The 25328-nt window shown below is 46.4% G+C and carries 31 protein-coding genes; 9 read left to right on the top strand and 22 right to left on the bottom strand.

Going from position 1 to position 25328, the window contains the following annotated elements:
* Positions 1-18: 18 nt before the first annotated feature.
* The 9 genes from SB724_RS01860 to SB724_RS01820 form a co-directional block, all read right to left on the bottom strand.
* Positions 19-1317 (bottom strand): PBSX family phage terminase large subunit, encoded by a 1299-nt coding sequence (locus SB724_RS01860; protein WP_022553490.1) that lies wholly within the window; start codon positions 1315-1317, stop codon positions 19-21.
* On the bottom strand, positions 1314-2111 hold the full coding sequence (locus SB724_RS01855) for a terminase small subunit (RefSeq protein WP_044802860.1): 798 nt from the start codon (positions 2109-2111) through the stop codon (positions 1314-1316). The genes SB724_RS01860 and SB724_RS01855 overlap by 4 nt, the downstream gene beginning before the upstream one ends.
* Before the next feature lie 112 nt (positions 2112-2223).
* Positions 2224-2736 (bottom strand): sigma-70 family RNA polymerase sigma factor, encoded by a 513-nt coding sequence (locus tag SB724_RS01850; RefSeq protein ID WP_032874577.1) that lies wholly within the window; start codon positions 2734-2736, stop codon positions 2224-2226.
* A gap of 106 nt (positions 2737-2842) precedes the next feature.
* Positions 2843-3046, bottom strand: coding sequence for an XtrA/YqaO family protein (locus SB724_RS01845; RefSeq protein WP_007610788.1), 204 nt, complete (start codon positions 3044-3046; stop codon positions 2843-2845).
* A complete protein-coding gene (locus tag SB724_RS01840; protein WP_039251797.1) occupies positions 3036-3377 on the bottom strand; it encodes a hypothetical protein in 342 nt (113 codons plus the stop codon). Before SB724_RS01840 ends, SB724_RS01845 begins: the two co-directional genes overlap by 11 nt.
* 97 nt (positions 3378-3474) lie before the next feature.
* Positions 3475-3642, bottom strand: coding sequence for a hypothetical protein (locus SB724_RS01835; RefSeq protein WP_162839610.1), 168 nt, complete (start codon positions 3640-3642; stop codon positions 3475-3477).
* The gene (locus tag SB724_RS01830; protein WP_061581963.1) at positions 3642-4442 is read right to left on the bottom strand and encodes an ATP-binding protein; all 801 of its coding nucleotides are present in this window, start codon (positions 4440-4442) and stop codon (positions 3642-3644) included. The genes SB724_RS01835 and SB724_RS01830 overlap by 1 nt, the downstream gene beginning before the upstream one ends.
* Entirely contained in the window at positions 4342-5169 is an 828-nt protein-coding gene (locus tag SB724_RS01825) for a hypothetical protein (RefSeq protein ID WP_061581962.1), read from the bottom strand. The genes SB724_RS01830 and SB724_RS01825 overlap by 101 nt, the downstream gene beginning before the upstream one ends.
* Complete coding sequence (locus SB724_RS01820) at positions 5159-5338, bottom strand: hypothetical protein (RefSeq protein ID WP_061581961.1); 180 nt, start codon at positions 5336-5338, stop codon at positions 5159-5161. Before SB724_RS01820 ends, SB724_RS01825 begins: the two co-directional genes overlap by 11 nt.
* Positions 5339-5528: 190 nt before the next feature.
* On the opposite strand from SB724_RS01820, the gene xre reads away from it, so the two are divergent.
* Both xre and SB724_RS01810 read left to right on the top strand, forming a co-directional pair.
* Positions 5529-5867: an HTH-type transcriptional regulator Xre gene (gene xre, locus SB724_RS01815; RefSeq protein ID WP_003154871.1), complete on the top strand. Its 339-nt coding sequence runs from the start codon at positions 5529-5531 to the stop codon at positions 5865-5867.
* 147 nt (positions 5868-6014) lie between these two features.
* Positions 6015-6605 carry an ImmA/IrrE family metallo-endopeptidase gene (locus SB724_RS01810; protein ID WP_021494032.1) on the top strand — a complete coding sequence of 197 codons (591 nt, stop codon included), beginning with the start codon at positions 6015-6017 and terminating at the stop codon, positions 6603-6605.
* Between the two features lie 138 nt (positions 6606-6743).
* On the opposite strand, the gene SB724_RS01805 is transcribed toward SB724_RS01810, so the two are convergent.
* Positions 6744-7349, bottom strand: coding sequence for a poly-gamma-glutamate hydrolase family protein (locus tag SB724_RS01805; RefSeq protein ID WP_038457723.1), 606 nt, complete (start codon positions 7347-7349; stop codon positions 6744-6746).
* 109 nt (positions 7350-7458) lie between these two features.
* Between SB724_RS01805 and SB724_RS01800 the strand changes: the two genes are divergently transcribed.
* Positions 7459-7836, top strand: coding sequence for a PH domain-containing protein (locus SB724_RS01800; protein ID WP_007610770.1), 378 nt, complete (start codon positions 7459-7461; stop codon positions 7834-7836).
* Between the two features lie 37 nt (positions 7837-7873).
* On the opposite strand, the gene SB724_RS01795 is transcribed toward SB724_RS01800, so the two are convergent.
* From SB724_RS01795 to SB724_RS01785, 3 genes are all read right to left on the bottom strand, one after another.
* Positions 7874-8827 (bottom strand): N-acetylmuramoyl-L-alanine amidase, encoded by a 954-nt coding sequence (locus SB724_RS01795; RefSeq protein ID WP_265972145.1) that lies wholly within the window; start codon positions 8825-8827, stop codon positions 7874-7876.
* 142 nt (positions 8828-8969) lie between these two features.
* On the bottom strand, positions 8970-9104 hold the full coding sequence (locus SB724_RS01790) for a PhrA family phosphatase inhibitor (RefSeq protein ID WP_003154881.1): 135 nt from the start codon (positions 9102-9104) through the stop codon (positions 8970-8972).
* A complete protein-coding gene (locus tag SB724_RS01785) occupies positions 9094-10230 on the bottom strand; it encodes a Rap family tetratricopeptide repeat protein (RefSeq protein WP_153014821.1) in 1137 nt (378 codons plus the stop codon). The genes SB724_RS01790 and SB724_RS01785 overlap by 11 nt, the downstream gene beginning before the upstream one ends.
* 204 nt (positions 10231-10434) lie before the next feature.
* Here SB724_RS01785 and SB724_RS01780 point away from each other — a divergent pair, with 204 nt between their 5' ends.
* Together SB724_RS01780 and SB724_RS01775 are read left to right on the top strand one after the other, a co-directional pair.
* Positions 10435-10902 carry a DinB family protein gene (locus tag SB724_RS01780; RefSeq protein WP_021494037.1) on the top strand — a complete coding sequence of 156 codons (468 nt, stop codon included), beginning with the start codon at positions 10435-10437 and terminating at the stop codon, positions 10900-10902.
* A gap of 145 nt (positions 10903-11047) precedes the next feature.
* Complete coding sequence (locus SB724_RS01775; RefSeq protein WP_007610763.1) at positions 11048-11812, top strand: sulfite exporter TauE/SafE family protein; 765 nt, start codon at positions 11048-11050, stop codon at positions 11810-11812.
* Positions 11813-11845: 33 nt separating this feature from the next.
* Here the strand turns inward: SB724_RS01775 and SB724_RS01770 are convergent, their stop codons facing one another.
* The 8 genes from SB724_RS01770 to SB724_RS01735 form a co-directional block, all read right to left on the bottom strand.
* Positions 11846-13339: a UxaA family hydrolase gene (locus SB724_RS01770; protein ID WP_061581958.1), complete on the bottom strand. Its 1494-nt coding sequence runs from the start codon at positions 13337-13339 to the stop codon at positions 11846-11848.
* Positions 13336-14781 (bottom strand): tagaturonate reductase, encoded by a 1446-nt coding sequence (locus SB724_RS01765; RefSeq protein WP_061581957.1) that lies wholly within the window; start codon positions 14779-14781, stop codon positions 13336-13338. The genes SB724_RS01770 and SB724_RS01765 overlap by 4 nt, the downstream gene beginning before the upstream one ends.
* Before the next feature lie 75 nt (positions 14782-14856).
* A complete protein-coding gene (locus SB724_RS01760) occupies positions 14857-15855 on the bottom strand; it encodes a LacI family DNA-binding transcriptional regulator (protein WP_410569883.1) in 999 nt (332 codons plus the stop codon).
* A gap of 70 nt (positions 15856-15925) precedes the next feature.
* Positions 15926-17317: an MFS transporter gene (locus tag SB724_RS01755; protein ID WP_049589350.1), complete on the bottom strand. Its 1392-nt coding sequence runs from the start codon at positions 17315-17317 to the stop codon at positions 15926-15928.
* A gap of 24 nt (positions 17318-17341) precedes the next feature.
* A complete protein-coding gene (gene uxaC, locus SB724_RS01750) occupies positions 17342-18739 on the bottom strand; it encodes a glucuronate isomerase (RefSeq protein WP_410569881.1) in 1398 nt (465 codons plus the stop codon).
* 185 nt (positions 18740-18924) lie between these two features.
* Positions 18925-20103 (bottom strand): NAD(P)/FAD-dependent oxidoreductase, encoded by a 1179-nt coding sequence (locus SB724_RS01745; protein WP_012117352.1) that lies wholly within the window; start codon positions 20101-20103, stop codon positions 18925-18927.
* A 39-nt stretch (positions 20104-20142) separates the two neighbouring features.
* Complete coding sequence (locus SB724_RS01740; protein WP_003154908.1) at positions 20143-20559, bottom strand: DUF1641 domain-containing protein; 417 nt, start codon at positions 20557-20559, stop codon at positions 20143-20145.
* Positions 20560-20946: 387 nt separating this feature from the next.
* A complete protein-coding gene (locus tag SB724_RS01735) occupies positions 20947-21444 on the bottom strand; it encodes a cupin domain-containing protein (RefSeq protein WP_410569879.1) in 498 nt (165 codons plus the stop codon).
* A gap of 129 nt (positions 21445-21573) precedes the next feature.
* On the opposite strand from SB724_RS01735, the gene SB724_RS01730 reads away from it, so the two are divergent.
* Genes SB724_RS01730 through SB724_RS01720 form a run of 3 tightly spaced genes read left to right on the top strand, consistent with a single transcriptional unit; the run spans position 21574 to position 24084 of the window.
* Complete coding sequence (locus SB724_RS01730) at positions 21574-22557, top strand: DMT family transporter (protein WP_410569878.1); 984 nt, start codon at positions 21574-21576, stop codon at positions 22555-22557.
* Between the two features lie 26 nt (positions 22558-22583).
* Entirely contained in the window at positions 22584-23321 is a 738-nt protein-coding gene (locus SB724_RS01725; protein ID WP_410569876.1) for an ABC transporter ATP-binding protein, read from the top strand.
* Between the two features lies 1 nt (position 23322).
* Positions 23323-24084, top strand: coding sequence for an ABC transporter permease (locus tag SB724_RS01720; RefSeq protein WP_003154915.1), 762 nt, complete (start codon positions 23323-23325; stop codon positions 24082-24084).
* Between the two features lie 25 nt (positions 24085-24109).
* On the opposite strand, the gene SB724_RS01715 is transcribed toward SB724_RS01720, so the two are convergent.
* Positions 24110-24928 (bottom strand): uroporphyrinogen-III synthase, encoded by an 819-nt coding sequence (locus tag SB724_RS01715; RefSeq protein ID WP_265972152.1) that lies wholly within the window; start codon positions 24926-24928, stop codon positions 24110-24112.
* A gap of 175 nt (positions 24929-25103) precedes the next feature.
* Here SB724_RS01715 and SB724_RS01710 point away from each other — a divergent pair, with 175 nt between their 5' ends.
* The gene (locus SB724_RS01710; RefSeq protein WP_003154919.1) at positions 25104-25289 is read left to right on the top strand and encodes a DUF8096 family protein; all 186 of its coding nucleotides are present in this window, start codon (positions 25104-25106) and stop codon (positions 25287-25289) included.
* The last annotated feature ends 39 nt before the right edge of the window (positions 25290-25328 follow it).

Below are 25328 nucleotides of genomic sequence, written 5' to 3'. Positions count from 1 at the left end.
TTGATAGTTTGGCAACGCCTACCTCCTCCTTTCCCGATTCGGACGTCTCCGTTTTTGTGATGCATCTTTCAAATCCGCCGCGTCATAGTCATCCAGCGCATACCAAATGGCTGAAAGGGTGTGGGGATCAATTGAAAACTCATCTTCCGACAGAACGCCGTTTTTGTTTTTTGCGTACGTTAAGTTCTGCAATTCGCGGATCGTATGTTGACAGCTGTCTGAGCAATAGATATGTTTGAACCGTTTCAGCTTTTTTGTATACTGAAGTCTTGAGCCCGGAAACTTTTTGGCCGCAACCATGCAAAAGCCCTGCCTGCGGAAATATTGGATGCTTTTCGGCTCGGCCGAATCCGCTTTGATCAGCTCTTTTTGATCCGCCAATTCCTGAAGCTCCTCAGCTGTCTGATCATCGGTCATTTTGTTTTTGTAATACTCCCAGAAAATATAAAGCTCTTTTTGATCCGGATCGACGGCAAGCCGGATGACCGCATTGTATGACTCTTCAAAACCGAAATCCATGCCCGTCCGAAACAGGGGGCGCCTGATGGAAGCAATCCGCTCCGTTACTTCGTTGTGCTCCATGACCTGAAACTGCGGAAACACGCGGATGCCATTGACGCCGAACTGTCCTTTGCGGGCGATCCGGTACAAATCAGGATCGTAATGCCGTAAGCTGTCCAGCTGCTTAATATAGCTTTTCGGCAAAAACAGATTATCGCACGCTGTGGAATGGTGGTAATACGTATCTCCCTTAACGACAGTGCCTTTTTCATACAGCGTCTGATCATCCAATACGAACCGTTTTTTTTGGTCATCACGGAAAAAATGCCGGTACGTCCAATTGGAGGTGCCGACGGGATTTGTGGTGCATATCATATGAAGCGAAAGCTCGGGATGGCGCAGACGCCCGATCAGCTCCTTAAAGCCTTCATACTTCACTTCAGAGCATTCTTCAATCCAAATCAGTGAAATATGATGAATGGATTTCAATTTGGCCGGGTTGTCCATCCCTTTAAACATAATCCGGCTTCCGTTTGAAAATCTCAGCTGCATCGGCGAAGACACGGCCTTTACGGCATGTCCCAGCTCAAGCTCCCCGATAATATCTTCAAACAAGGCAAAAGTAGAATCTCTGTGCGTATCGAAAACTTCCCGCACGACAAGCGCCGTCCGCTTTTCACGAAGCAGCTTCAGGATGATTTTCAGCGCGGTATGATAGCTTTTTGACGAGCCGTAGCCTCCGACGAGAAATTGGTACGTTTCATTCCAATTGAACAAATAATCTTCAAAGCGCGGGTTAACCGCTTTTTCAATCATGACCGTTCCTCTTTCCGCGTAATGACAATGTCAATCGGCTTTTGGCTGTCTTCTGTTTTTTCCATCTTCTGCTGTGCCAGCTTTAATTTTTCATTTTCGATTTTTTGTTTAAATTGATCGGGGAAAAGGTCAAAGTACAAGGACAGCTTTTCAAGAGCCTTCATCTTGTCGGCAAGCTTGATTGCAATGCCCTCTTTTCCGAGTTTTGCTTCTGTGACGATGGTTCCGTCCAGAAGGTGCGAATCTTTAACGTCAACGTAGCTGATTTCCTGCATAATCGGATTATCATTTTCGTCAAAGAGCGGCCCTGATTTTCCGAAGGCCTGAACCTCTTTTTTTCCGAAGGTTACATAATCGGTAATGTCGGCGAAAGCGATTTTCACATAGACTTGAAGAACGTCCATCGCTTCGACAAACACTTTATTGACCATTTCCTTTTTCATGCGGCTGATTTCTTTGGCGACTTTTTCGTTTTTTAACAGCCTGCTTCCCGTCACATGCGCGCTTTCCGGTGAATACCCGGCTTTTATCGCAGATTGGGTGGCGTTAAAGCTTTTCACATAATAAAGACAAAACAGCCGCTGGCGTTCGTTTAACTCATCACCTTCGCCCGGGGTGTTTTTTCCGCCGCTTTCCGCGTTCTTATGGAGCGCCTCGTCCCAGCGCCCTTCTTTTTTCCATCTGCCGATCGTTCTTGCGGATACGCCTGATTTGCCGGCAAGGGCGCGATTTGTGATGCGGCCTTTATGAGACTGATAGATTGTAAATGCCTGTTCTCTTTTTGCGTTTTTCATGCTACGGCATCACCGCCACCTCCGACATGATTGTCTATAATAAAAAGCGGCTTCTAATCGGGCCGCTTTTTGTGATCGTCTGTTCACTTCTAGGTGGCAAACGTATGACAACTTATGAAGCAGGCGATTGATTTCTTTGTTCCTGCTGTTTTTGAATTTTTAGAAGCGCCCGTTTGACCGTCGTCTGTACGGTTGATTTCTTTACGTTCAGCAAGGCGGCGATCCGTTCATACGAAAAGCATTCCGCTTTGTGGAGCAGCAGCATTTCTTTTTCTCTATCCGTTAAAACGGCTAATGCGTCCCGCAGTCTGATTCTGTCTTCTTCAGTCACATTTGCAGAAGGTTCAAACATCAGCGCCTGCGAATAGGTTTCTATGATTCTAGGATCTTTAATCAGCATTCTCTGATAAGCGTCTCTGCGGTCTATCGCTCTTCTTATGCCGGGCTGCCGGCCTTTTTCAAGCCATTCGATGACATATTCCACATCTGTAATGATCGTTCTGATGATTTTTTTATCTTTCAGTTCTTCTGAAGTAAGCATCGTTTCATCGGCTTCCTCCAGCTGCTTGTACCACTTTTTCGTCTCTTTCAGCGTGCGTTTATATTCAAATAGTAAGTCTTCCATGTAGATCCTCCTCTTTTTCGGAACAAAAAAAGGACACCAACCAATGCGCAGCATGTACGCGATTGATCAGTGTCCGCAGGCTTTCCGTCTTGGACGTATTCTGTTTTTAATTCAATTTAAAGCCGATTTCATATTCGATCCGGGCCAGATCTCCTTTTCGCGTTTCGACAAGCGTTTTGCCGTGCTCCGGCGCTTCGGCGAGCCATGCTTCCTTCTTCAGTCCGTCTACAATAATCACCCGAACCTTGCCTTCTTCCAGCTGGCTTTTTAATGTTGTATGTTCAATGTCAGTCAGTTTTTTAGGATTCATGTTTTACGTCCTCCGTCTTTTTCAGGATGTTTACTTCATGTATGAGGCTTCCGAGCTTATTTATGAACGCTTCTTTTTCTTCAGAACTTTCTCCTCGGAGCAGGCGGAGAGCCGTTTCGGCCGCCTCAAAAAGTTCCGGAGCTTTCGCCATCAATGCCGCGTTGATCTGCTGAGAGTATGAACTTAAGTTGAAAACGGCCGCGATGAGCCTTCCGTTTGAATAAGGGAACTTCTCTTTATCCGCTTCGCTGTAAGCGGAATAAATGTAAATGGGTTTTTCTTCTCCGCTGTGTACGGCCCGCCATGGAGCGGGGCTGTGTTTTTCTTGCAATGGTTATCCTCACTTTCCATCAGCCTCATGCCATGCTTCAATTTGCTTTTCTATCCGTTTCGCCCTGAACAGCAGGCAAAAAAGCCATTTGATATATTTATACACGTGCATCAAGCCTCGCTTTTGCGTCTTGAACCATTCGCTCAAGACGTTTAATGACCGGCGTTAAATCAGTGCCTGTTTTGCAGTTCGGGCAAGGGTGAAAGACAGCGCCGAAACCCGTTTCCGTCATAATGACCTTCTTCGGCCCGCACAGCTTACACATTATCTCGCCCCCTCTAATCTGTGGTTTACGTCAAATGAATTGCCATTAATGATGACTAAATAATCGCTGCACATCTCATAAATTCTTGTGCCTAAGGCTTCATCAACCTGCACCAGTCCGTCACAGGCCAGCTCGCTCGAGATAAGAACCGGCTTATGATTTAAATAGCGGTAATTCACGACGGCGTACATTTGTTCAATCTGCCAATCGGTCGCCCGGGGTTTTCCGTTCAGCGGTTTGAACAGATCGTCAATAAAAAGCACATCCGCCTGTTTCATACGGCCAAGCTTTGTATCAAGCAGATCAAAATCATTTTTTAAATCCGTAAAGCCCTCCACAAAAGGAAAATACAGCACCGGTGTCTGCTTCTGTCTCATGACATAATTGCTGAGAGCGGTCAAAAGATGGGTTTTTCCCGACCCCGGACGCCCTAAAAGGGCAATGCTGTTTTTCCGGCAGTTTTTAATCTTGTCGAAGTTTTCAACATATTCAAGGGCGCACTCATATGCGTCGACGACTGCCTGAGGCTTGCCCCGCGTGATAAACCCTTTGAAATCCAGCTTCCGAAAGGCGCCTGTAATCTCACTTGCGCTGAGAATGCGCTCTGCTTTTCGTTCGGCGGCGCAGCGGCACTTAACCCACACATCCATTCCAAGCTGGTTTTTGAGATAACCGCCCTGATCTTTACAGAGCGGACAGTCAAAGCGGCTTTCGCCTGATTCTTCCGGTCTGTCCGCCAGTAATGGACGTTTTCCGTTTTTCAGGTCGGACAGTATCTGCTCGATCGTTCGTTTTGTCATGTATCGTATTCCTCTCTTTTTTTGTTGTGATTGTCCTTCCCGCAATTCGTGCATTCAAGCGGTCTTCCATATACTTGGCGCAATAGCTGAAAGCCTTGATCGTTTCAGCTGAAGAGGTGCGCCGCTGTTCAAAAGCGGTAAAGCATTCGCCGAGCCATTTGATTGCTTCTTGTGCTGACGCACCGAGAGAAACAATACGGGCGATGGCCTGATAATCCCGGGGCGACGGGTATACGCTCCGCCCCTCCTGTGCAGACCTTAATCTGATAAAATGGGCGGCAATGTCGTTAATCGCTTCTTCAGCAGTATGATTTTTTGTTATATCTATTTCTCTCCGGACATTTTTGTCCCGGTGATCCGCCGATATTGTCCGGTCTGTGACTTCCGGGCGGGTCAATGTCTTTTTCTGCGTGAATCTTTTCGAGTGCTTTACGGAGACGATGAGTCCGTAAGGGGCGCGGACGGTTTTGATATATTCATGCTGTTCCAAAACCTCAAGCCACCGTCTGACGGTTTTTTCGCTGACGGTAAATACATCGGCCATCTCTCTTGCTTTTACGGGCTTATGTCCGAGGACGATCCCCCACTTTACGCCGTCTTTTACGTGTTCCTTTGTCGTTGAGCTGATGAACCATAAAAACAGCCATATGGCGGACCCTATTTTGCCATAATGTTCGGAATTCAATAATCCGGAATAGATGAAAAACGGGTAGCTTTTACGATTCATATTGGACGTCTCCGTTTGTCTTCAGACTTATATAGCGTTCATACTGCGATCGGTTATCAAATCGGAATACCGGTAGTCCGCAAGCGGTAAAAGATATCGAACCGCCTGCTTTTCCTAAACATCTCTGATCAGCCGGATTGCTGCTGAAACGGATGATAATCGGCTTCATCTCTCACCCTCCTGATCAATTTTTTATCGCACGTCGATACATTTCGTATCCCTATGATGTTGATTATATACGATACAATTCGTATCATCAAGACCTTTTTGATACTTTTTTTATCATCACTTTATTTTGATACATTTTGTATCTATAATCATAAGTAACTTAGGGTGTTGAAAAAAGAGAGGTCATTCGGATGATAGGCGGAAGATTAAAGAGTCTCAGAGGAAAGAAAACGCAGGAAGAAGTCGCAAATCATATCGGTGTCTCGCGCGCCAGATATTCTCATTATGAAAACGGCCGATCTGAACCCGATTACGACACGCTGCAAAAGCTTGCGGATTATTTCAAAGTGTCGACTGATTATTTGTTAACCGGAAAAGAACCTTCAGATGAAGACATGTTTGCCGATCCCGACTTGCAGATCGCATATCGGGACATGCAGGACTTTTCCCCGGAAAGCAAGCAGCAGGCCATTGAATTCATTAATTATTTAAAAGAAAAAGAGAAAAACCGCAGGCCGAAACATAAATAATCCGCTCTTTTCCTTTAAACTGCTTAACGTTCAGCCGATATAAAAGCTGAATGTTTATTTTTAAAAGAAAAGGGAATTGATTCAAAGTCCGATCAGGGCTTTTCTTTCTCGCTTAAAAAGAACATATGTTCGAAAGGGTGTATTCAATTGGGCGATTTTTTAACACATCTTGAGGAATACGTCAAAAACTTATATTGCCGCATGGGAATGACCGCCCCTCTCCATATTGATATGCAGATGATTGCCAAGGAGCTTGACATTTGGATTCATTTTGAAGATACGCACAGTATGATGCTGAAGCGGGACGGCATGTATAGCATCGTCCTGAATCAAAAAAAGTCACCCGAAGAGCAATGGCAGGATTTTGCGCACGAACTGTGCCACGTGCTGAAGCATACCGGCAACCATTTTCATATGAACAAGCTGTTCAGGGAACTGCAGGAATTTCAGGCCAACCATTTTATGTACCACTTCTGTGTGCCGACCTTTATGCTGTTAAACATGGAGCTTCCCCAGCGGAGGAGCCACGCCGTCATTTTAATCGCAGCCGCTTTCCGGGTGACGGCATCATTTGCGGAAAAAAGGCTGGAGCTGTTTGAACGGCGTAAAGCAGGTATTCAATTTCAGAAGCGGCTCGCTTGTCTGTTATCCGACAAGCGGCCGAATGGGTATTATGAAAGCGGACAGACACACTTGCATGCCGCTGAGGAAAAAACGCCGTATTTTATTGAAAATTAGCGATTCTCCGCCGGCAGAGTGTCAGCATTTTAAATCGCAGGAAAGGTTTTTGCATCATGCCGCTGTTCTCACCGTGCTGCCCGCCAAGCACTTCTTGCGCCGCATAGCTCCAGTGAATGTAAGAACGGGCCCCCCTGTTCATTTATCATAAAAACCGGCCTTCACGGCTTCTACATACCGAAAAAACAGATCGGTTGGCGTATATTTTTCTCCCCGGCAGCCAAAATTGCTGAACAGCGCGTGTCTCTGCGCCGTGCTCACTTCCAATTGCAGCCCCATTTTCCTTTTTGTCCGATTGACAATGTTGCCGGGATTTACACCTGCCAGCCGATCATTCTTCTCTGTCAGCTCGGCATCAAATCCCGCTTCACGCAGCAGATCACAAATCAGTCTTGCTTTTTCCAGATCCGCGCCCCCGACGAGTGTATTTGCCTTTTTCAGATCATGATACCCATGAAAAGCCAATGCGTAATGATGGGCGGTCACTTTTTCTAAAGCCAGGGGTTCGTCAAAGCGTGTGCTTGTCAAATGGAGAGAACGGTTATCGCACCGCTTCGTTCCTTCAAATAAATAAATTGAGCTTTGGTCAGAAAATGCCCGCACCAGCTCACTGACTCCCGGCTCAATCCTGCCGCCGTGGGGAGCGAGGACGATACATTTACTTCCCTCTTTTTCTTCATAAATAATACTGTATTCTGATTCAGCAGCTGAAAGGGCTGCGAAATTGTCATATCTATCTTTCATGTGTAACATGCTCTCCTTTTCCAGTCAGCACCAGTTTACTCTACTCATCTGGGAATGGAAACCTTTTTATAGTATGATTTGATAGAATACTTAACAGGGGGGATATATCATGGGGTTCATCAATGGCTTGCTGGGCAATGCGTCAACAATATCGACGGCTGAAGCAAAAGCAGAACTGGCCCGTATTCTGCTGGAAGGTGAAAATGTCAACGCCGCATTTAAGCTTGTCCGAGATATCATTGTCTTTACGGATAAGCGTCTTATCCTTGTTGATAAACAGGGACTCACGGGGAAGAAAACGGAGATTCAATCCATTCCGTACAAGAGCATTTCCAGATTCAGCGTAGAAACCGCCGGCCGCTTTGACCTTGATTCAGAGCTGAAAATTTGGATTTCAGGCGCGGAACTTCCCGCTGTCTCAAAGCAGTTTAAAAAAGATGAAAGCATTTATGATATTCAAAAGGCCCTTGCCGCAGTTTGTATGTAAGAAGAAACGGAAGCCCGGGGAGCTTCCGTTTTATTGATTACAGTTTTTCTTCTATTTTCGCCTTCGTTTTCGGGCCGTAAATTCCGTCTGCCGTTAATCCGCTGACGGATTGAAAGCGTTTTACATCATTTGCCGTTTTCGGGCCGTAAACGCCGTCCGCCCCATGATTTTTTGCTCCTTTATCGGGATAAAAATAAAGAGCGGATAAAGCGTTTTGCACTTGTTTTACGTTTGTCCCTTTCGTCAGCGGTTTCGTCACTTTGATCACACCGGATGGAAGCGGATAGGAAGACACAGCCTGACTTTTTGAAGAAGAACCCGTCTGAGCGAGCTTGATCACTTGTCCGACTGTAATGTGATTCGGATCGGTGATATGGTTGATGCTTTGCAGCGATTTTACGCTGACACCGTGCGATGCGGCGATTTCCGATAAGGTGTCGCCTTTTTTCACATGGTATTCAGACGCGGAAGAAGAAATAGAGGCTTTTTTCGCCGGCATACTCCCGCTTAATTTCTTTTCAATCTTCGCCTTCACTTCATCCCAGCGGCCTTCAGACAAAATGCGGTGCGGGCAGTACTTTCCGTTCCAGTCCTGATGCTTTCTGATTCTGTCAATCCCCCAGCCCCGTTCTTTCAAAAGCTGCGCCGCAAACGCAATTGCCAGTTCTTCTGCAGCTCTGTACCGTTCGCCGCCTGACTTACTGTAACAGATTTCTATAGCAATCGACTTTCGGTTTCCGGTACCGTTCGTGCCGTCTCCCGAATGCCAGGCATTCCGGTCCAACGGAATTCCCTGGATCACTTCTTTGTCATCAACCGCAAAATGATAGCTCGTTGATTCGCTGTTCCCCGTCATATAGCTGATTTCATTAGCGGCGGATGCGTCGTTTGCCGTGTTATGAATGGTAATATACTCCGGCGTCATCGGATTCGGACATTTTAACGCATATTTATCAGCCGATACGAGCCGTTTTTTCACTTCAATCCCCACTCTTCATCTCTCCTTATGCCTTTTTCATCAATAGGTGGCATTCGTAGGACAGATAACTTGAGCATATAGACTCTGCATTCGGATAAAAATGGAATGGATACGCATGCAAAAAATAAGACCCTTCAAAAGAAGGGTCTTTATGTTATGTTTGGTTGCGCGCGGCAATATGGAATGTGCCGTCCGCTTGGTTTTCCAAATGGCTTTCATGGCCGATCACCTGTGTAAAGCTGAACCCGACAGCAACAAGCAGTAATCCTGACAACAGTTTAGATTTCATATAGACAATCTCCTCTCTGGATTTGTTTTTGGGCGTGCACCATTTTTTCATAAAACGTGAGCGCTTTTTCAGGCTGTCCGTGTTCCATGTAAAATTTGGCAGCGTCATGCGCCAATTCTTCCACATACGGATACAGCATGTGTTCTTCCAGAAAATCAAACGTGTGCCTGACGGATGCGTTATCCATTTCCTTGCCGTATAACGCATGTAAAAATTGGAACAGATTCACAAACAATTCATCATTGTATTCGCGGGCGATACTGAGCCCTAGGCGGTATTGCTTCTCTGCTTCGGCTATAGTGTTCTGTTTATAAAGAACCTGTGTTAATGAGTAAATAGAATGCGGAAGATTATCGAACTTTTCTGACCTGCAAATGGAAACGGATGTCTCAAAATATTCGGCTGCTTTAGAGAGGTCTCCCATTTTTTCGTAACAGTTTCCGAGATTATATAAGGCTGAACTAATAAGACGGGGATTGCCTTCTTGTTTTGCAAGATCTAAAGCAAGTTCTAAGTGGGGCAATGCTCTTTCTGGATACTGCATGTCATCATAATTCCCTGCAATAACGAATTCACATTGGATTCTGCGGACGTTGTACGTCTCATACGATTGGTACGTTTCAAGGGCTTGAACGGCATAACTCATGGAGACGTAGGTTTGTTTCAGGTTGTAAAATATCTCGGCCATTTTAAAAGCAAACTCAGCTTTCTCGATGTCATCAGAAACGAGTGCAAGGTTTTTTTCAGCCCGTTTGTAATACATCATGGCGTTTAGGAACATTTTCTGTTTAAATTCGTACATTCCTCGAAAAAAATTAAAGTAGTAATCAAGCAGTCCTGTCAGTTTATACTGGTTGCCTTCAATGTCTTCCAATAATTCTGAAAACTCAGGCTGAGAAGGGTCCTCCTTTAAGGGCTTGATGTAATCCAGCATGACACGGTGTCTGAATTCCATTAATGAATAATACAGCAGCAGATCCTGATCTTCTTCCATATCCTCGATCTCTCTCTCTACTTCACGTTTGACGCGCTCCGCCTCAAGGACGTGAAACTGCCGGATATGGGTATACCATTCATTAATTTTGAGCCCGACAAAAGAGGACGGAATAGTCTGCTTCATCCTCAATAAATCCCCCCTTTTGGAATGACCGAGATATGTCATATTTTATCATATTTGCTAGAAAAAGAAGAACGCAAAAAGACCGCAATTGTCGAATTTCGGATATCCGCAACGATTTATCTCCATCACAAGCTTATTGCTTGTTTCTTCCGTGCCGTTGATATAGCATATCCTTGCAGCTTTTATTCTGTATTAAATGGGGGTTTTCACATGACAGCACAAAATCAATTGGTCAGCCACTTTCTGTCACATCGAAACGTGACGATTGAACTGGCGGAAAAAATCAGCCGCGAGCATTACGACTACAAACCGGCAGAGACATCAATGTCCGCTCAGGAACTTGTAAAACACATCGTTTATTCTTTTCTTATGTTTGCAAACGTCATTAACGACGGAAACGGATCAGCCATCCAGAACAAACCGAAAGAAGAAGCGGAAACAGACCTCGTCAAACTGGCGGAAGCATGTACTGAAAAAACGACAGACATCCTGTCACAGCTGACTGAAGAGCAGCTGAACCGCGAAATTGACCTGACCGCCTCTTTCGGCAGAAAAGTGACCGGCGCTGCTCTCCTTCAGCTTGCAATGGAGCATGAAATTCATCATAAAGGCAACCTTTTCGTGTATGTCAGAGAAATGGGCCACACGGAACTTCCGTTTTATCAGCAAAAATCATAATCCGGCCATCCGCCGGTCTGCGACATAACAGCAGGCTGGCGGATTTTTTTGTTCTGTATAAAATTTTCCGAAAATTTAATTGATTACCGCCTCTTAATCATATATAATCTGATAAAAATAGTAGGATTATTCAGGAGGCACACAGATGACTGTAAGCATTGTGTTTATGGGTTTCTTTGTCGGAACGCTGGTCGGATTGACGGGTGTGGGAGGAGCGGCGCTTTTGACTCCTTTACTGATCGTTTTGGGGATCAACCCCTCAATCGCCGTCGGCACTGACCTTTTATATAACTCCATCACCAAACTGTTCGGTGTCGTTTCTCATTGGAAGCAGCGCACCGTTCAATTTAAACTTGTCGGCTATTTGGCGCTCGGGAGCATTCCCAGCGCAACAGCCGCCATCGGTGTTCTTCACTTGTTTCCCGCTTTTCATCAGCATCAGGAGCAGATTATCAAACAGGCGCTCGGCTACGTGCTGACCCTTGTCGCCATTTCCATTATCGCCCGCCTTTTTTTCGATAAAAAACTGCGGCCGAACCGCTGGCAGCAAAAAACGCTTGAAGAAAAGCGGACACTCATGATATTGATCGGCGTCATTTTCGGCTTCATCGTCGGCCTGACATCTATTGGGTCCGGCTCGTTATTTGCAATCGCCATGTTATACCTGTTCAGAATGAAAACGGCAGAAGTAGTGGGAACGGATATCGCACATGCCTTTTTGCTCGTAACGGCTGCCGGTCTGTTAAACGCAAGCTTCGGAAGCGTCGATTACCTGCTTGTATTGAATCTGTTGATCGGCTCTGTGCCGGGTGTGCTTCTCGGCAGCTTCTTTTCGCCGAAATTCTCACCGCGCCCGCTGCAGTTTGTGATGGCGGCGATTATTTTAATCAGCGGAATAAAATTAATATAAAAAAGGCGGTCTGTTGTCAGATCGCCTTTTCCCTTATAACGTCACACCGGACTTAAAGATTGCAAGCTCCCGAAAATCGTTTTTTTCGTTATTGACGAATTCTCCGCTTGCAACTTTAATAATGTATTGAATAAAATCTCTTACAATGTGATCTTCTGTTGTTTGGTCTTCCGCCAATCTGCCCGCGTTGTAATCAATCCAATGAGGCTTTGATTGAAATAAATCGGTATTTGTTGATACTTTCACAGTCGGGACAAATGTGCCGAACGGCGTGCCTCTTCCGGTTGTAAACAAAACGATGTGACAGCCCGCCGCGGCGAGCGCTGAAGAAGCGATTAAATCATTGCCGGGCGCACTGAGCAGTGTCAATCCCTTTGTTTTCAGTGTTTCACCGTATGTCAGCACATCAGAAACCGGTGCAAGACCGGCTTTTTGGGTGCAGCCGAGCGACTTGTCTTCGAGCGTTGAAATGCCGCCTTCCTTATTCCCTGGTGACGGGTTTTCATAAATCGGCTGCTCGTGCTTCATAAAATATTGCTTGAAATCATTGATCAATCGGACTGTTTTATGAAACACTTCTTCACTCGCCGCACGCTGCATGAGAATCGTCTCAGCGCCGAACATCTCAGGCACCTCCGTTAAAACCGTGCTCCCTCCCTGTGCAATCAAGTAATCTGAAAATCTCCCTAATAAAGGGTTTGCCGTGATGCCGGAAAAACCGTCCGACCCGCCGCATTTCAATCCGATGCTCAATTCTGACAGCGGAATCTCCTCACGTTTATCTCCCTTTGCCGCAAGGTGTATCTCTTTAAGAAGCGCAGTCCCCGCTTCAATTTCATCTGTGACAGCCTGTGATTCGAGAAATTTCACCCGATCTCCATTCACTTCAGAAAGCGTTTCCTTAATCGCCGCCAGCTCATTATTTTCACAGCCGAGCCCTAAAACCAGCACACCGCCCGCATTTGGATGACGGATGGCGTTTATCAGCATTTGTTTCGTATTCTCATGATCATCACCAAGCTGGGAGCAGCCGTATTGGTGCTTTAAAACCAGCACATTGTCAAAGGGCGCAATGTCTTTCGCCTCTTTTACGAAGCGCTGCAGGATTTTCTCAGCGACGCCGTTTACGCAGCCGACTGTAGGCACGATCCACAGTTCGTTCCGGACGCCGGATGTACCATTTTCTCTTCTGTAGCCTTTAAATGTCCGGTTCTCATTTGTAAAAGGATTGTCCTCGAAGCGCGGTGAATACGTGTATTCTTGCACATCGGATAAATTCGTTTGCAGATTATGGGTATGAATATGCTCGCCGGCCGAAATCCGTCTTGTTGCACGCCCGATCGAAAAACCGTATTTAATGATGCTGCCGTTTTCTTCAATGGTTTGCAGCGCGATTTTATGCCCCCGCTTTACAGGGTCCTTCACTTCAATCGTCAGTCCGTCTGTATGCAGCCGCTCCCCTTTGTTAAAATGACGCATGGCGAGAAGCACGTTATCGTTTTTATGGATTTTTATGACCTCTTTCATTTCACTTCCCCCTTTTTTCCGCAGCATTCATGTAACGCATGCTTCATACCCCGCTTATGAATGACAGACAGAAAAAAAGCCGTTCGTTCAGTCAGCCCCGGAAGATGATTCAGATTCTTCCCCCACAATCGCTCTTCTCCTAATATGGCAGATGCCGCTTGAAACATATCATCTTTGCATCGGGACCGCGCCATTTGAAAACGGTGAAGAACCTCCTCGCCGTCAGCCGGTTTGTTCGGTCCGTTCCAGTATGAATAGATCATGGCGCTGAACGAAAATACCAGCTTCTCAGGTAGCCTGCTCTCCTGTTCGATATAAGCCTTCAGCGTCGGCAGGTTTCTTGTTTTGAATTTCGCGGCGCCGTTAAGGGTAATGCTTTGCAGATAATGTTGGATATAAGGGTTTTTAAACCGCTGTAACACATCTGCCGCGTATTGGGTGACACCCTCCATTTGCAGCACAGGGAGGATTTCTTCATTGATCAGCTCTTCGATGAACCTGCCCGTCACCTCGTGCTCAGCCGCTTCCCGGACGGTTTGCAGTCCGTATAGTAAAGCCACTGGCGCCAATGCCGTATGAGCGCCGTTTAAGATTCTCACCTTTTTTGTCCTGTAAGGCGTAAGGTCAGACGTGATCAGTGCGTTCAGCCCGGCCTCAGCAAAAGGAAGCTCATTCTGAAGCTGTTCCGGCCCTTCTATCACCCACAAATAATAATGCTCACCAACCACAAGCAGACGGTCTTCGTACCCGAGAAAATTGGTAAGTTCTTCTACGGTATCAACAGGGAACCCGGGAACAATCCGATCCACGAGGGTATTGCAGAAGATGTTCGCGTCATGAATCCATTGAGTAAAATCAGGCCCCAGCTCCCACAGCCCGGCATATTGAAGCACGGCAGCCTTCAGTTTCCGTCCGTTTTCTTCGACCAGTTCACACGGAAGCACAATGCACCCTTTCTCGGCGTCACCCGCAAATGCCTTATAGCGGAAATAAAGGAACGCCGCTAATTTCCCGGGGAATGTTTTTTGAGGTCTATCCTCAAGCCGGTCGCCTTTCTCAAACGTAATTCCCGCTTCTGTCGTATTGGAAATGATAAAACGAAGCTCCTCTTGTGCTGCCAGCCGTTTAAAGGAATCATAGTCAGAAAAAAGATCAATGCCGCGGCTGATGGATTTGACGATCGTGTGTTCTTCAGCCGGTTTCCCGTCCTTTATCCCCTGCAAAAAAAGCGTAAATAAACCGTCCTGCTCGTTTAAACGTTTGATTTTCTCAGAGCCTCTCGGCTGTACGGCGACAACGCTTCCGTTAAAATCCGTCAATTGATTCAATTGATCGATCTGCCAGTCAGCGAAGGCCCGCAAAAAGTTGCCTTCGCCGAACTGAAGGACTTTTTCAGGATATTGAATGTATTCGCCGCACATCTTTTTATTCAGCTGCCGCAAGCTGTCCGCCTCCTTCTGTATTTATGCACACGTTAACATTTTCCTGTACGAAAACCCGGATAATCAGACGGGCCGTTATGTGAGTTTTTTAATTGAATCTCTTATCATCACCTCGGTGTTTTCGTATATTTTTTCCGCCGCCGTATCCGGGTCGGCGATTAGCGCCAAGATCTTCTCTGCGCCGAGTATGCTGATGTTTTCAACCGGGCGTTTTACTGTCGAAAGCCTCGGCGTCATGTATTGGGAAATGCCGATGTCATCAAACCCGATAACGGATATATCTTCCGGAACGTTCAGGCCTTTGGCGAAAATGGCGTTCATCGCCCCGATCGCCATATCATCGTTTGAACAAAAAACAGCCGTAGGCGGTGATTGAAGCGCCAAGAGTTTTTCCATCGCCTGACTGCCGCTTTCCATATCATAGCGGCCTTTTACACTGTATTCATGCTTAATCGGGATAGAATGATCAATTAAAGATGTCAAATAGCCTTCTTTCCGCTGAGAAGTTGACCTGAATCCTTCCTTTCCCTCAATGATCGCGATATCTCTGTGTCCGTTTGCGATCAGGCAGTCGACCGCCCGTCTGGAGCCTTCTTTATCGTTTGACAGGATATTCGTGATGCTCCGGTCATCAATGTCCCGGTTCAGCACGACAAGCGGGATGTTTTTCTCGCGGATATGATAAATAAATGCATTATCACTGTCGCTTTGGCTCATTAATATGATTCCGTCATATCTCATGGGCGTAATGGTTTCAAAGCTTTTCAGGTCGTCAATCGCGCGGACGAACAAATTGTATTCCTCACTGATTGTGCGGTTTACACCTTTGATGGTATCGGAAAAAAAGCTGTGTGAGGTTCCGTTTGTGATGCTTGTAAAAAACAGTCCGATCGTATGGGACTTTTGCATGGCAAGGCTTTTTGCATTTACATTCGGTGTGTAATTCAGCTGTGAAGCGAGCTCTAATATTTTCTGTTTTGTATGCTCTTTAATATAGGGGCTGCCGTTAAGTGCCCGGGATACGGTTGTGTGGGATACGTTGGCGAGTTTTGCGATATCTTTTATGGTTACCATCGTTTTTCCTTTCTTTCTGTATGCTGTCATTTATTTCTATTGTACCATTAACGGACAGTCCATAAAATCACTAAAGTTGAGGTTTTGCATGATGTAAGTCCTGAACGAGCTCGGCATGCTGCCGGTCCGTCAGCTTATACATCAAACCGATAATCAGCATGGCGCACGCTAAAGCGAAAGCCGGGTACAGCAGCAGTAGCCCTTTAATCCCGATCAGCGTGCCTTTTGTCTGAGATGCATTCGGGATATAGCCGATAACGCTCAGCCCGATGCCTGAAAGAAAACCTGATAAAGATTGGGCGAGTTTTCTGGAGAAGTTGAAAAGCGAATATGTCGTCGCCTCCTTCCGTTCACCCGTCTTCCATTCTCCGTAATCAATAATGTCCGACACGAGCGCCCACGTAATGCCGTTTGGTATGCTGATCCCTATAAAAGCAATGCTCGCTAACGCCGTAAAGATATATACGTTTGACGGGAGACAGAAATTCAGCGCATCAGCCGCGGCGCTGACGGCAAAACCGATCATCACCGTTTGCTTTTTTCCGAAACGTTTGACGAGTTTCGGCATAAACAAAACACCTAAAAATGAAGAACCGATGATGATAAAACTCATGTAGGACATCAGCTCCGCATTGTTGAGATTGTACTGGGCGAAGTAAACAAGCATAGCGGATTTAATGTTATATGCCGATATTGAGAAAATCGTCATGAAAACGACGGTCAGAAGCGGTTTGTTGCCGATAAAGCATTTGAAAACCGACATGACGGACAGCTTTTCTTTCGGCGCTTCACGGACGATAATTCTTTCTTTGCAGTTTCGGTAGCAGATCATAAATCCCGCGATTCCGATTACGGCCATCATTCCCATGACTGCCGGGTAGCCGATGTGAACGTTATCAAAATGAACGAGAATCGGGATGACGATGACACTTGTAATGAGCAGCGCGCCGAGGGAGCCGATCTGGCGGAATGCGGAAAGCGCCGTTCTGTCCTCCGCATCCTGAGTAATGGCCGCGCCGAGGGAGCCGTACGGAATATTGACGAAAGAATAAGCGACCCCCCACAGCATGTAAGAAGCATAGGCGTACACAAGCTTCCAGGTGACGCTCACGTCCGGTGACACAAAAATCAATACGGTCATGACCGCAAGAATAATACTTCCGAATAATAAGTACGGCCTGAATTTCCCCCGGGGTCCGATCTTTTTTCTGTAGTCAATGGCCGAGCCGACAATCGGATCAGTCAAAGCCGCAAACAGCTTGCTGACCAAAAAAATACTGCCGGCGAACGCTGCCGGAATGCCTGCGACATCTGTGAAAAACTTCAGCAAATAGATCTGCCCGAGATCAAACATAAATCCGTTCCCAAAATCTCCAAAACCATAGGATACTTTTTCTTTCAGACTCAGCTTATGCTCCTTCACTTTTGCGGCAGGTGCTGTCACGACAGGCACATTACTCATAGGCCACCTCTTTCATTCCATTTTTTAAAAGCGGAAATATTCCTCAGCATTCCGGTAACAAATCCCCTCGACAATCTTTCCTAAAAGCTCCATATCGTAAGGCGCTTCGCCTTGTTCCGCCCAGCCGCCGATCAGCGTGCAGACAAGCCGCCTGAAGTATTCATGGCGGGGATAGGACAGGAAACTTCTTGAATCCGTCAGCATCCCGATAAAACGGCTGAACAGGCCTAAGTTTGATAACGCTTTCATTTGCTGGAGCATTCCATCTTTCGTGTCATTGAACCACCAGGCTGTGCCGAATTGAATTTTCCCCGGTGTTTTCCCATCCTGAAAGCTGTTGATCATGCTGGCGATAATATAGTTGTCATTCGGATTCAAAGAATACAAAATCGTTTTAGGCAATTGCCGCTTTTTTTCGGCGGAATCTAACAGCCGGGCAAGCGGCTTTGCGATACGTTCATCATTAATTGAGTCATATCCCGTATCAGGACCGATGCTGCTGAACTTATTTGTATTGGTATTTCTTAACGCGTTAATATGGAACTGCATCGCCCAGTCCAGTTCGGCGTAAAGACCGCAAAGATATTGCAGCGTCCGTGTTTTGAATTTCTTTTCATCTTCAAAAGACACATGCTCTCCGCCTAATCCGGCTGCAAAAATCCGGGCCGCTTCCTCTTCGGTCGTCTCGGCGTAAACCATTTGATCTAACGCATGATCCGACACTCTTCCCCCGGCATTGTGAAAAAAGCGGACGCGGGATTCTAACGCATCTAAATACGATTGGTAGGTGGTGACAGCTATTCCTGAAGCGCTCTCCAGCGAACGTACCCAATCGGCAAAACCCGGGCTGCTGATGTCCAGTCCTTTGTCAGGCCGAAATCCGGGCAGCACTTGAACCGGAAAATCACTTTCTTTCAACAGTTCGTGGTATGTCAGCGCATCGGCAGGATCGTCGGTTGTGCAAATGACTTTGACATTTGATTTCAGAATGAGATCCCTTGCGCCAAACCCGTCTCCCTGCAGGAGCTCATTCGTTTTTTTCCAAATTGCCTCGGCCGTTTTTTCATTCAATACGTCATAAATGCCGAACCAGCGCTGCAGCTCTAAATGCGTCCAGCTGTACAGCGGATTGCCTATCGCCATCGGCACCGTTTTTGCCCAGGCGAAAAACTTCTCTTCATCTGAAGCGTTTCCGGTAACGCAGCGCTCTTCAATGCCGTTGGCCCTCATGATCCGCCACTTGTAGTGGTCACCGTAAAGCCATGCCTCCGTAATCGTTGCGAAGGTTTTATTTTCATAGATTTCTTTAGGGCTTAAGTGACAGTGATAATCAATGATCGGCATGTTTTCAGCGTATTCCCGGTACAGCTTTACGGCCGTTTTACTATCCAGTAAAAAATCATCACCCATAAAAGCTTTCACACTTTCATCCTCCCTCTCAAAAATGTTAACGTTAACAAAATGGTTCTTTTTTATTTTAGCTTCCTCTTTCTCACATATCAATCATTTTTATTTTATTTTTCAGAAAATTGTATCCGTTAACATTTTCATATAAAAAAAGACACTGCCGAGAAAGTCCGGCAATGTCTTCTGTATGATCTTAAGGATTAGTAAGCGAGACTGAATAATCCTTTGATATGTGTTAAATAACGTACGTTACTTGCTTCTTTCATTAAAGATGCCGGAAGGCCTTTCAGCGGAGTAGAGTTCGCTCCGATGATGGCAACCGCGTCTTTACGTCCGAGGCTTGCAAGCGTACCAGAGTTTACAGGCTTGAAAGTTTCAAGCGTTTTTCCTTCTAAGTAAGCGAACAGGTTGTAACCGACAAGTTCACCCATCTGCCAAGCGATTTGCGCTGTCGGCGGGTACGGACGGCCGTCCGGCGCAAAGTATACAGCGCTGTCTCCGACAACAAATACATCTTCGTGAGAAGTAGATTGTAAGAAATCGTTAACCGTCGCACGGCCGCGGTTCACTTCAAGGCCGGATTCGCCGACTAACGGGTTGCCTTGTACGCCGCCTGTCCATACAAATGTGTTGGCAACGACTTTTGAACCGTCTTTCAGATCAATAACGTTTCCTTCAACATTTGTAACAGGAAGACCTGTTAAGAACTCAACGCCGCGTTTTTCAAGACTTTTTGTCGCGCGTTCGATAAGGTCATCAGGAAGAACAGGAAGAATTTTCGGACCTGCTTCTACTAATTTCAGTTTGATTGCTTTCGGATCTACGCCGTATTTTTTCGTAAGGTTCGGCATGATGTCAGCAAGCTCACCGACAAGCTCAACGCCTGTTAAGCCGCCGCCGCCGATAAGGATCGTTGCATCAGCTTCGTTTTTCGTTTTAGCGTATTCACGCACACGGTCTTCCACGTGTTTGTATACTTTGTTGGCATCAGCAGCAGATTTCAGCACCATGCTGTTTTCTTCGAGTCCAGGAATGCCGAAATAAGCCGTAACAGAACCAAGTCCGACAACAAGCGCGTCATAAGTCAGCTTAGAACCGTCAGAAAGGGCAACTTCTTTCTTATCAACTGAGAAAGAATTGACTTCTGCGATTTTAATGTCGACGTCTTTTCCTTTCAGAAGTTTTTCAAGCGGCATAGCAACAGCCTGTTCAGACACGTTGCCCGCTGCAAGGCGGTGCAGTTCCGTAATGATTTGGTGAGTCGGGTATTTGTTCACAACGGTTACGCGTGCTTCATCTTTACTGTAATGTTTGCGAACGGTTAAAGCAGAAAGAACTCCGCCGTAACCAGCGCCTAAAATGACAATATGTTTTGACATCGTATATCCTCCGTCCTTTATATCAATTTGAATCTGAGATTATTTTTGTTTTTCGTTCATGATTTCAAGATAGCTGTTAGCAAAACGGAACAGCTTTTGAGCTTGAGGATCTTTCAGCATGCGCAGCAGGCCGAAAAGTCCGATCGTTTCATTGCTTGCATCCGCGCGGTCTTTTGCTTCGATCGCAGTAGCCGCAACTTCTTTCGCTGTTTCTTTCACCGGCTCAAGAATTTCTGTAAGCGCACCCACTGTATCGCTCTTCAATACTTCGTCTGTCGCTACAGACTGTGCAAAATCATAAGACTTCGTTAAAATATTTACTAACTCAGTCAGTTTTGGAAGCTGATCCACTAAAACAGTCAGTGATTCTTGAACTTCAGGTTTTAGCAGCTGATCAATAAGATCGCGTTGGCCTTGGCTGACAGATGCATTTGTTTGATCGATTGTTTCTGGCATATCCGATTCTCCTTTACTATAAGCAGTATGCTGATTTTTTTTGGAAAGGGTAGCCTTTCCCCCTTCATGCAGAAAAGCATGAAAAAGCAGGATTGTGAATTCATGCACAATCATTTACAAAAATAAATGTTTACTACCCAGTTTTTCACTTTGCCATATCCAGTATTATTTTTATATCAACAAAAACAATTGAATAAGTCAAAATTTCTTTTTCCTCTCTGAAAATAGCAAACATAAAAAACCCCAATTTGATTTACTCTTATATAATAACACTTTTTGAACAAAATTTGAACGTGAATTGTTTCGTTTATGAAATTATTTATATGGCGGGGGTGTAATAACGTTTCTTTTAGGCTATTTTTTTACAGACCATCCGCTTTCCCCCTGTCATTTTTCCCACAATTTTAATAGCGGGCCCGTTTTTCCCGTAAAGGGGTCGCATTCCGGGAGTGGGACACGGCTGATTTCTTCTGAAGTTCTATCATTTTTCTCCGTTTTTGTATCGTACTGCCGGCCGCCCGGATAAGCCCCGATCACGGTAAAATCAGAACTGCCCGACAGTTTTTTATGTCCGGTGCCGGCCGGAATGACCGCTGCGTCTCCCGTTTGAAGAACGGCGTCCGCTCCTTGTTCCCCGCCGAACCTCAAAACCGCGTTTCCTTTTACCGCGACAAGAACTTCGTGCGTGGTGCTGTGAAAATGGTGATACGGAAATACTCCGCCCGTCCAGCTGTTCGACCAATCGTGCCGGCGGAGGACGGACTCTGTTTTCTGTACCGTTTCTTCATTAAATACCGCTTTATAAATAACAAGCGGAAGATTCGGGTTATTCGGAATGCGGCCGTCATCTTCAAAATAAAGCACTTGAATATCCTCTTTCTGCATTGTTTTCACCTCCGTATATGTCTGTTTCCCATTCATCATTTGTTAAAACGCTATTTTCTCATATTCCATTGCGAAGCCTGCCGGTGAATAGTATAGTATAAAAAAATATGTGTCAAAATGAGGGATTTAATGAAAGCCATCGTGATCGGAATATTGGCATCTCTGTTTTTTGCAGTCACATTTATTTTAAACAGGGCGATGGAGCTTTCCGGCGGAAGCTGGATGTGGAGCTCTTCCCTGCGTTTTCTTTTTATGATTCCGTTTTTATTTTTGATCGTTTATGCGAAAGGAAAATGGGCGCCGCTCTGGCATGAAATCCGAAAAAAACCGTTTTTTTGGCTGAAGTGGAGTTTTACCGGGTTCGTGCTTTTTTATGCCCCGATTACGTTTGCGGCGGCATATGGGCCGGGCTGGCTGATCGCCGGCACGTGGCAGATTACAATTGTCGCGGGTGTGCTTCTGTCGCCGTTTTTCTACGAAACAAAACATTCACCTGCGGGCCCGGTTTCCGTCAGACAAAAGATCCCGCTGATTTCGCTGGTTACTTCCGTCATCATCCTGATCGGAGCCGGGCTGATTCAGCTTCAGCATGCGGGTTCTCTGTCCGGCCGCACGATACTATTCAGCGTTGTGCCGGTCGTCATCGCCGCTTTTGCCTATCCGCTCGGCAACCGCAAAATGCTGGAACAATACGGCGGAAAACTCGATACGTTTCAGCGGGTGCTCGGCATGACGCTCGCAAGCCTTCCGTTTTGGCTTTTGATCGCCGCTTTCGGCTGGCATAGAGACGGGCTTCCGTCAATGGGACAGACATTTCAATCCTTTATCGTCGCACTCAGCTCTGGCGTTATCGCAACAGTATTATTTTTCCGCGCCACCGATATGGTGAGGAATGAGCCGCAGAAGCTCGCTGCTGTTGAAGCGACGCAGTCCGGAGAGGTTCTTTTTGCACTGATCGGCGAAATCGTCTTTTTATCCGCGGCGTTTCCGTCACTTCTTTCATTTGCCGGACTGTTCATTATTATTGCGGGAATGGTCATGCATACATTCGCTTCCCGGCAGACAGACCAGAAAACGGCTGAGCAAACGTCAGCCAATCTCACCGGTTCCTGATTTTTTTACGAAAGGTGTCATCCTGTATGAAAGAAGAAACTCCGGCAATATCTTTTCTGTCAGCCGGCAAACGCTTTGAACAAAACAATACGTCCTTTGATGTCCTAAGCCGTGTAACCGGACATATTCAAAAAGGTTCTATCACGGCGTTGATAGGGCCTTCCGGCGCGGGAAAAAGCACATTGCTGTCACTTTGCAATCTGATGAATACACCTGATGAAGGGGAAGTGCGTGTATTCGGAAAAGAAATAAGACACTGGGACATCAGAGAGCTCAGAAAAACCGCGGGCCTTGCATTTCAATCAGCTCCCGTCATGGACGGCACGGTGCGGGACAACCTTCTGCTCGCAGAAAAACTCCACGGCGCACAGCACTATACGCCTGAAGAGCTCGCAGATTTTACAGATCTTCCGCGCGGGCTTCTGGATCGGAATGCAAAAGAATTATCCGGCGGGCAGCGGCAGAAGCTCTCATTAGCGCGAACCCTCGCCGGACTGCCGTCCATCCTGCTGCTGGATGAAATCACTTCGGCGCTGGACCCGTCATCCGTTCTCATCATTGAGAAACTGATTACGAAACTCCATCGGCAAAAACAGCTGACGATCCTGTGGATCACCCATAACCTTGAACAAGCGGAACGATTATCCGATACAGTATGGTTTATGGCTGAGGGGCGGCTTTTAGAGACCGCGAAAACGAAAACGTTCTTTAAGGAACCGAAACACGAAAAGGCCCGGGCGCTTTTACAAGGGAGCGGGTGCTGATATGAATGATCTTTCTCTGTTATTGACAAGTATATTTGTCATTATCGCTTTATTCCTGTCTAAATCTTTTAAAGCCGGCGTCGAAAAGGATATGATCGTCGCAACCGTCAGGGCCGTCATTCAGCTGCTCATCATCGGCTATGTGCTGTCGCTGATTTTTCGCGGTGATCACCCGATATTTATCATATTAATGGTGCTTCTGATGCTCACGGCCGCTTCGCACAATGTCGCCAAACGGAAAAAAATGCGGATCGGCTCATTTTGGCGCGTTTTTCTGACACTGGCGATCGCGGAAACCGTGACGCAGGGACTTTTACTGACCCTGCATATCATTCCGTTCACTTCAAGATATGTCATTCCGATAAGCGGCATGGTCATCGGAAACTCCATGGTGCTCTCAAGCCTGTTTTTAAGCCGGCTCAGTTCGGAAGCGGATCTGCGGAAAGAAGAAATCCAGCTGATTCTCTCTCTCGGAGGAACGCCTAAGCAGGCCGTCCGGCAGATATTGACGTCCAGTATGAAGCTCAGTATGATCCCGACGCTTGAAAGCCAGAAAACATTGGGTCTCGTTCAGCTTCCCGGCATGATGACGGGGCAGATTTTAGCGGGGGCTGATCCGATACAGGCGGTGCGCTTTCAGCTGCTGATCGTTTTTACAACGATGGCCTCCGCTCTTCTTACATGTATCATACTCAGCGCCTTGACATATCCTTCCCTTTTCACGGAACACTGGCAATTAAAAAAATTCAGCAGGGAAGCATAGGCTTTTTTCCCTGCTGAATAATTATTTATGACAAGGTCAGAGATTCATAGTAACGGGATAATTCAATAATCATCGCTCCCATCCGCTCAATGTCCGGAGCAAGGACCCTCTTTACCCCTTCATCCCGGATCGCTTCAGCCGTCACTTTGCCGACTGCGGCGGCAAGCACATGTTTTTCGAATGCCTGCTGCAATTCTTTTGTGCACCCTTTTTCTTTTGCATAATCAAAGAGAGAGCGCACTTGAATGGCTGTCGTAAAACATACGGCATCAACCTCTCCGTTTAACAGCTCTCCCAGCAGTTTATCGACCGTCTCCCTTTCCGGCGGAATATGCTGATACGGGAGAACAGGGAATACCTCCGCTCCGTTTTTCTCAAGGAACTCCGTTAAGACCGGCGCTTTTTCGCCATGAAGCTGTATCATGACTTTTTTATCTTTAAAGTCAAATCGTTCCAAGGAGCGGATCAGCCCTCTTGTTGTACCGTCTTCATCTGAGGCATGCGGCGTGATGCCGAGCTTTTTTAAGGCCGCATATGTTTTATAGCCTCTGCAGCCGATTTTCGCTTCATGAACGGCCGCTAAAAATTCTTCTTTCAGACCGATTTTTTCCGATACCGACAATAACGTTTCCGTACCGATGCCTGTGGTGAATATCGCCCAGTCGGCTTTTTGCCCGGCAAATGTTCTTACGTCGGGTTCAATTTGATCCTCCGCCAGGTATACGGTTCCTTGGAGGGAACGGACGACCGCCGTTCCGCCCTGCTTTTCTATTAATTTTGTGATCTCTTCTGTTTTCCGCGAACCGCCGATGGCAATCCGTTTCCCGTTCAATCCTTTTCCCATCGCTGTTTTCTTCTTCCCTTCAGATGCCGGGCGCCCTATGGCAGGCCGTCATTTATTTCTATTATTGTTACGCAATCAGCCGGGAAAATCAAGCTATGCTCCCGTTGAATCCCTCGTGCAGTTGCTGTATCATTAACCGGGCAGAACGATTTGATTCGCGGAGGGATTTTCAATCATGGAAACAAAAAAAGAGTTCGAGACAAAAGGATACGATACTTCGGTCATTTATGAGTTCAATGAATATCCTGATGTTCACAGCGGCCGATGTGACAATTGCGACTACACGCTGTTTAAAAGCTCAGTGAAGGGCGGAAAATTTTTGAGGGAATGCCGGAGATGCGGCATGAAGAAAAACATATAACAAAACAGGCAGCCGTCTTCCGGTACGCTGCCTGTTTCT

The sequence above is a fragment of the Bacillus sp. SIMBA_031 genome, assembly GCF_046535225.1.
Classification (GTDB): domain Bacteria; phylum Bacillota; class Bacilli; order Bacillales; family Bacillaceae; genus Bacillus; species Bacillus velezensis.
The sequence above is the reverse complement of the archived record's forward strand: the minus strand, read 5'-3'. Positions and strand labels throughout refer to the sequence as shown.

Coding starts and splice junctions, on each gene's coding strand:
- SB724_RS01860 (WP_022553490.1), bottom strand. CDS start 1,317: ATGATTGAAAAAGCGGTTAACCCGCGCTTTGAAGATTATTTGTTCAAT.
- SB724_RS01855 (WP_044802860.1), bottom strand. CDS start 2,111: ATGAAAAACGCAAAAAGAGAACAGGCATTTACAATCTATCAGTCTCAT.
- SB724_RS01850 (WP_032874577.1), bottom strand. CDS start 2,736: ATGGAAGACTTACTATTTGAATATAAACGCACGCTGAAAGAGACGAAA.
- SB724_RS01845 (WP_007610788.1), bottom strand. CDS start 3,046: ATGAATCCTAAAAAACTGACTGACATTGAACATACAACATTAAAAAGC.
- SB724_RS01835 (WP_162839610.1), bottom strand. CDS start 3,642: ATGTGTAAGCTGTGCGGGCCGAAGAAGGTCATTATGACGGAAACGGGT.
- SB724_RS01830 (WP_061581963.1), bottom strand. CDS start 4,442: ATGACAAAACGAACGATCGAGCAGATACTGTCCGACCTGAAAAACGGA.
- SB724_RS01825 (WP_061581962.1), bottom strand. CDS start 5,169: ATGAATCGTAAAAGCTACCCGTTTTTCATCTATTCCGGATTATTGAAT.
- SB724_RS01820 (WP_061581961.1), bottom strand. CDS start 5,338: ATGAAGCCGATTATCATCCGTTTCAGCAGCAATCCGGCTGATCAGAGA.
- xre (WP_003154871.1), top strand. CDS start 5,529: ATGATAGGCGGAAGATTAAAGAGTCTCAGAGGAAAGAAAACGCAGGAA.
- SB724_RS01805 (WP_038457723.1), bottom strand. CDS start 7,349: ATGAAAGATAGATATGACAATTTCGCAGCCCTTTCAGCTGCTGAATCA.
- SB724_RS01800 (WP_007610770.1), top strand. CDS start 7,459: ATGGGGTTCATCAATGGCTTGCTGGGCAATGCGTCAACAATATCGACG.
- SB724_RS01790 (WP_003154881.1), bottom strand. CDS start 9,104: ATGAAATCTAAACTGTTGTCAGGATTACTGCTTGTTGCTGTCGGGTTC.
- SB724_RS01780 (WP_021494037.1), top strand. CDS start 10,435: ATGACAGCACAAAATCAATTGGTCAGCCACTTTCTGTCACATCGAAAC.
- SB724_RS01775 (WP_007610763.1), top strand. CDS start 11,048: ATGACTGTAAGCATTGTGTTTATGGGTTTCTTTGTCGGAACGCTGGTC.
- SB724_RS01770 (WP_061581958.1), bottom strand. CDS start 13,339: ATGAAAGAGGTCATAAAAATCCATAAAAACGATAACGTGCTTCTCGCC.
- SB724_RS01760 (WP_410569883.1), bottom strand. CDS start 15,855: ATGGTAACCATAAAAGATATCGCAAAACTCGCCAACGTATCCCACACA.
- SB724_RS01755 (WP_049589350.1), bottom strand. CDS start 17,317: ATGAGTAATGTGCCTGTCGTGACAGCACCTGCCGCAAAAGTGAAGGAG.
- SB724_RS01745 (WP_012117352.1), bottom strand. CDS start 20,103: ATGTCAAAACATATTGTCATTTTAGGCGCTGGTTACGGCGGAGTTCTT.
- SB724_RS01740 (WP_003154908.1), bottom strand. CDS start 20,559: ATGCCAGAAACAATCGATCAAACAAATGCATCTGTCAGCCAAGGCCAA.
- SB724_RS01735 (WP_410569879.1), bottom strand. CDS start 21,444: ATGCAGAAAGAGGATATTCAAGTGCTTTATTTTGAAGATGACGGCCGC.
- SB724_RS01730 (WP_410569878.1), top strand. CDS start 21,574: ATGAAAGCCATCGTGATCGGAATATTGGCATCTCTGTTTTTTGCAGTC.
- SB724_RS01725 (WP_410569876.1), top strand. CDS start 22,584: ATGAAAGAAGAAACTCCGGCAATATCTTTTCTGTCAGCCGGCAAACGC.
- SB724_RS01720 (WP_003154915.1), top strand. CDS start 23,323: ATGAATGATCTTTCTCTGTTATTGACAAGTATATTTGTCATTATCGCT.
- SB724_RS01715 (WP_265972152.1), bottom strand. CDS start 24,928: ATGGGAAAAGGATTGAACGGGAAACGGATTGCCATCGGCGGTTCGCGG.
- SB724_RS01710 (WP_003154919.1), top strand. CDS start 25,104: ATGGAAACAAAAAAAGAGTTCGAGACAAAAGGATACGATACTTCGGTC.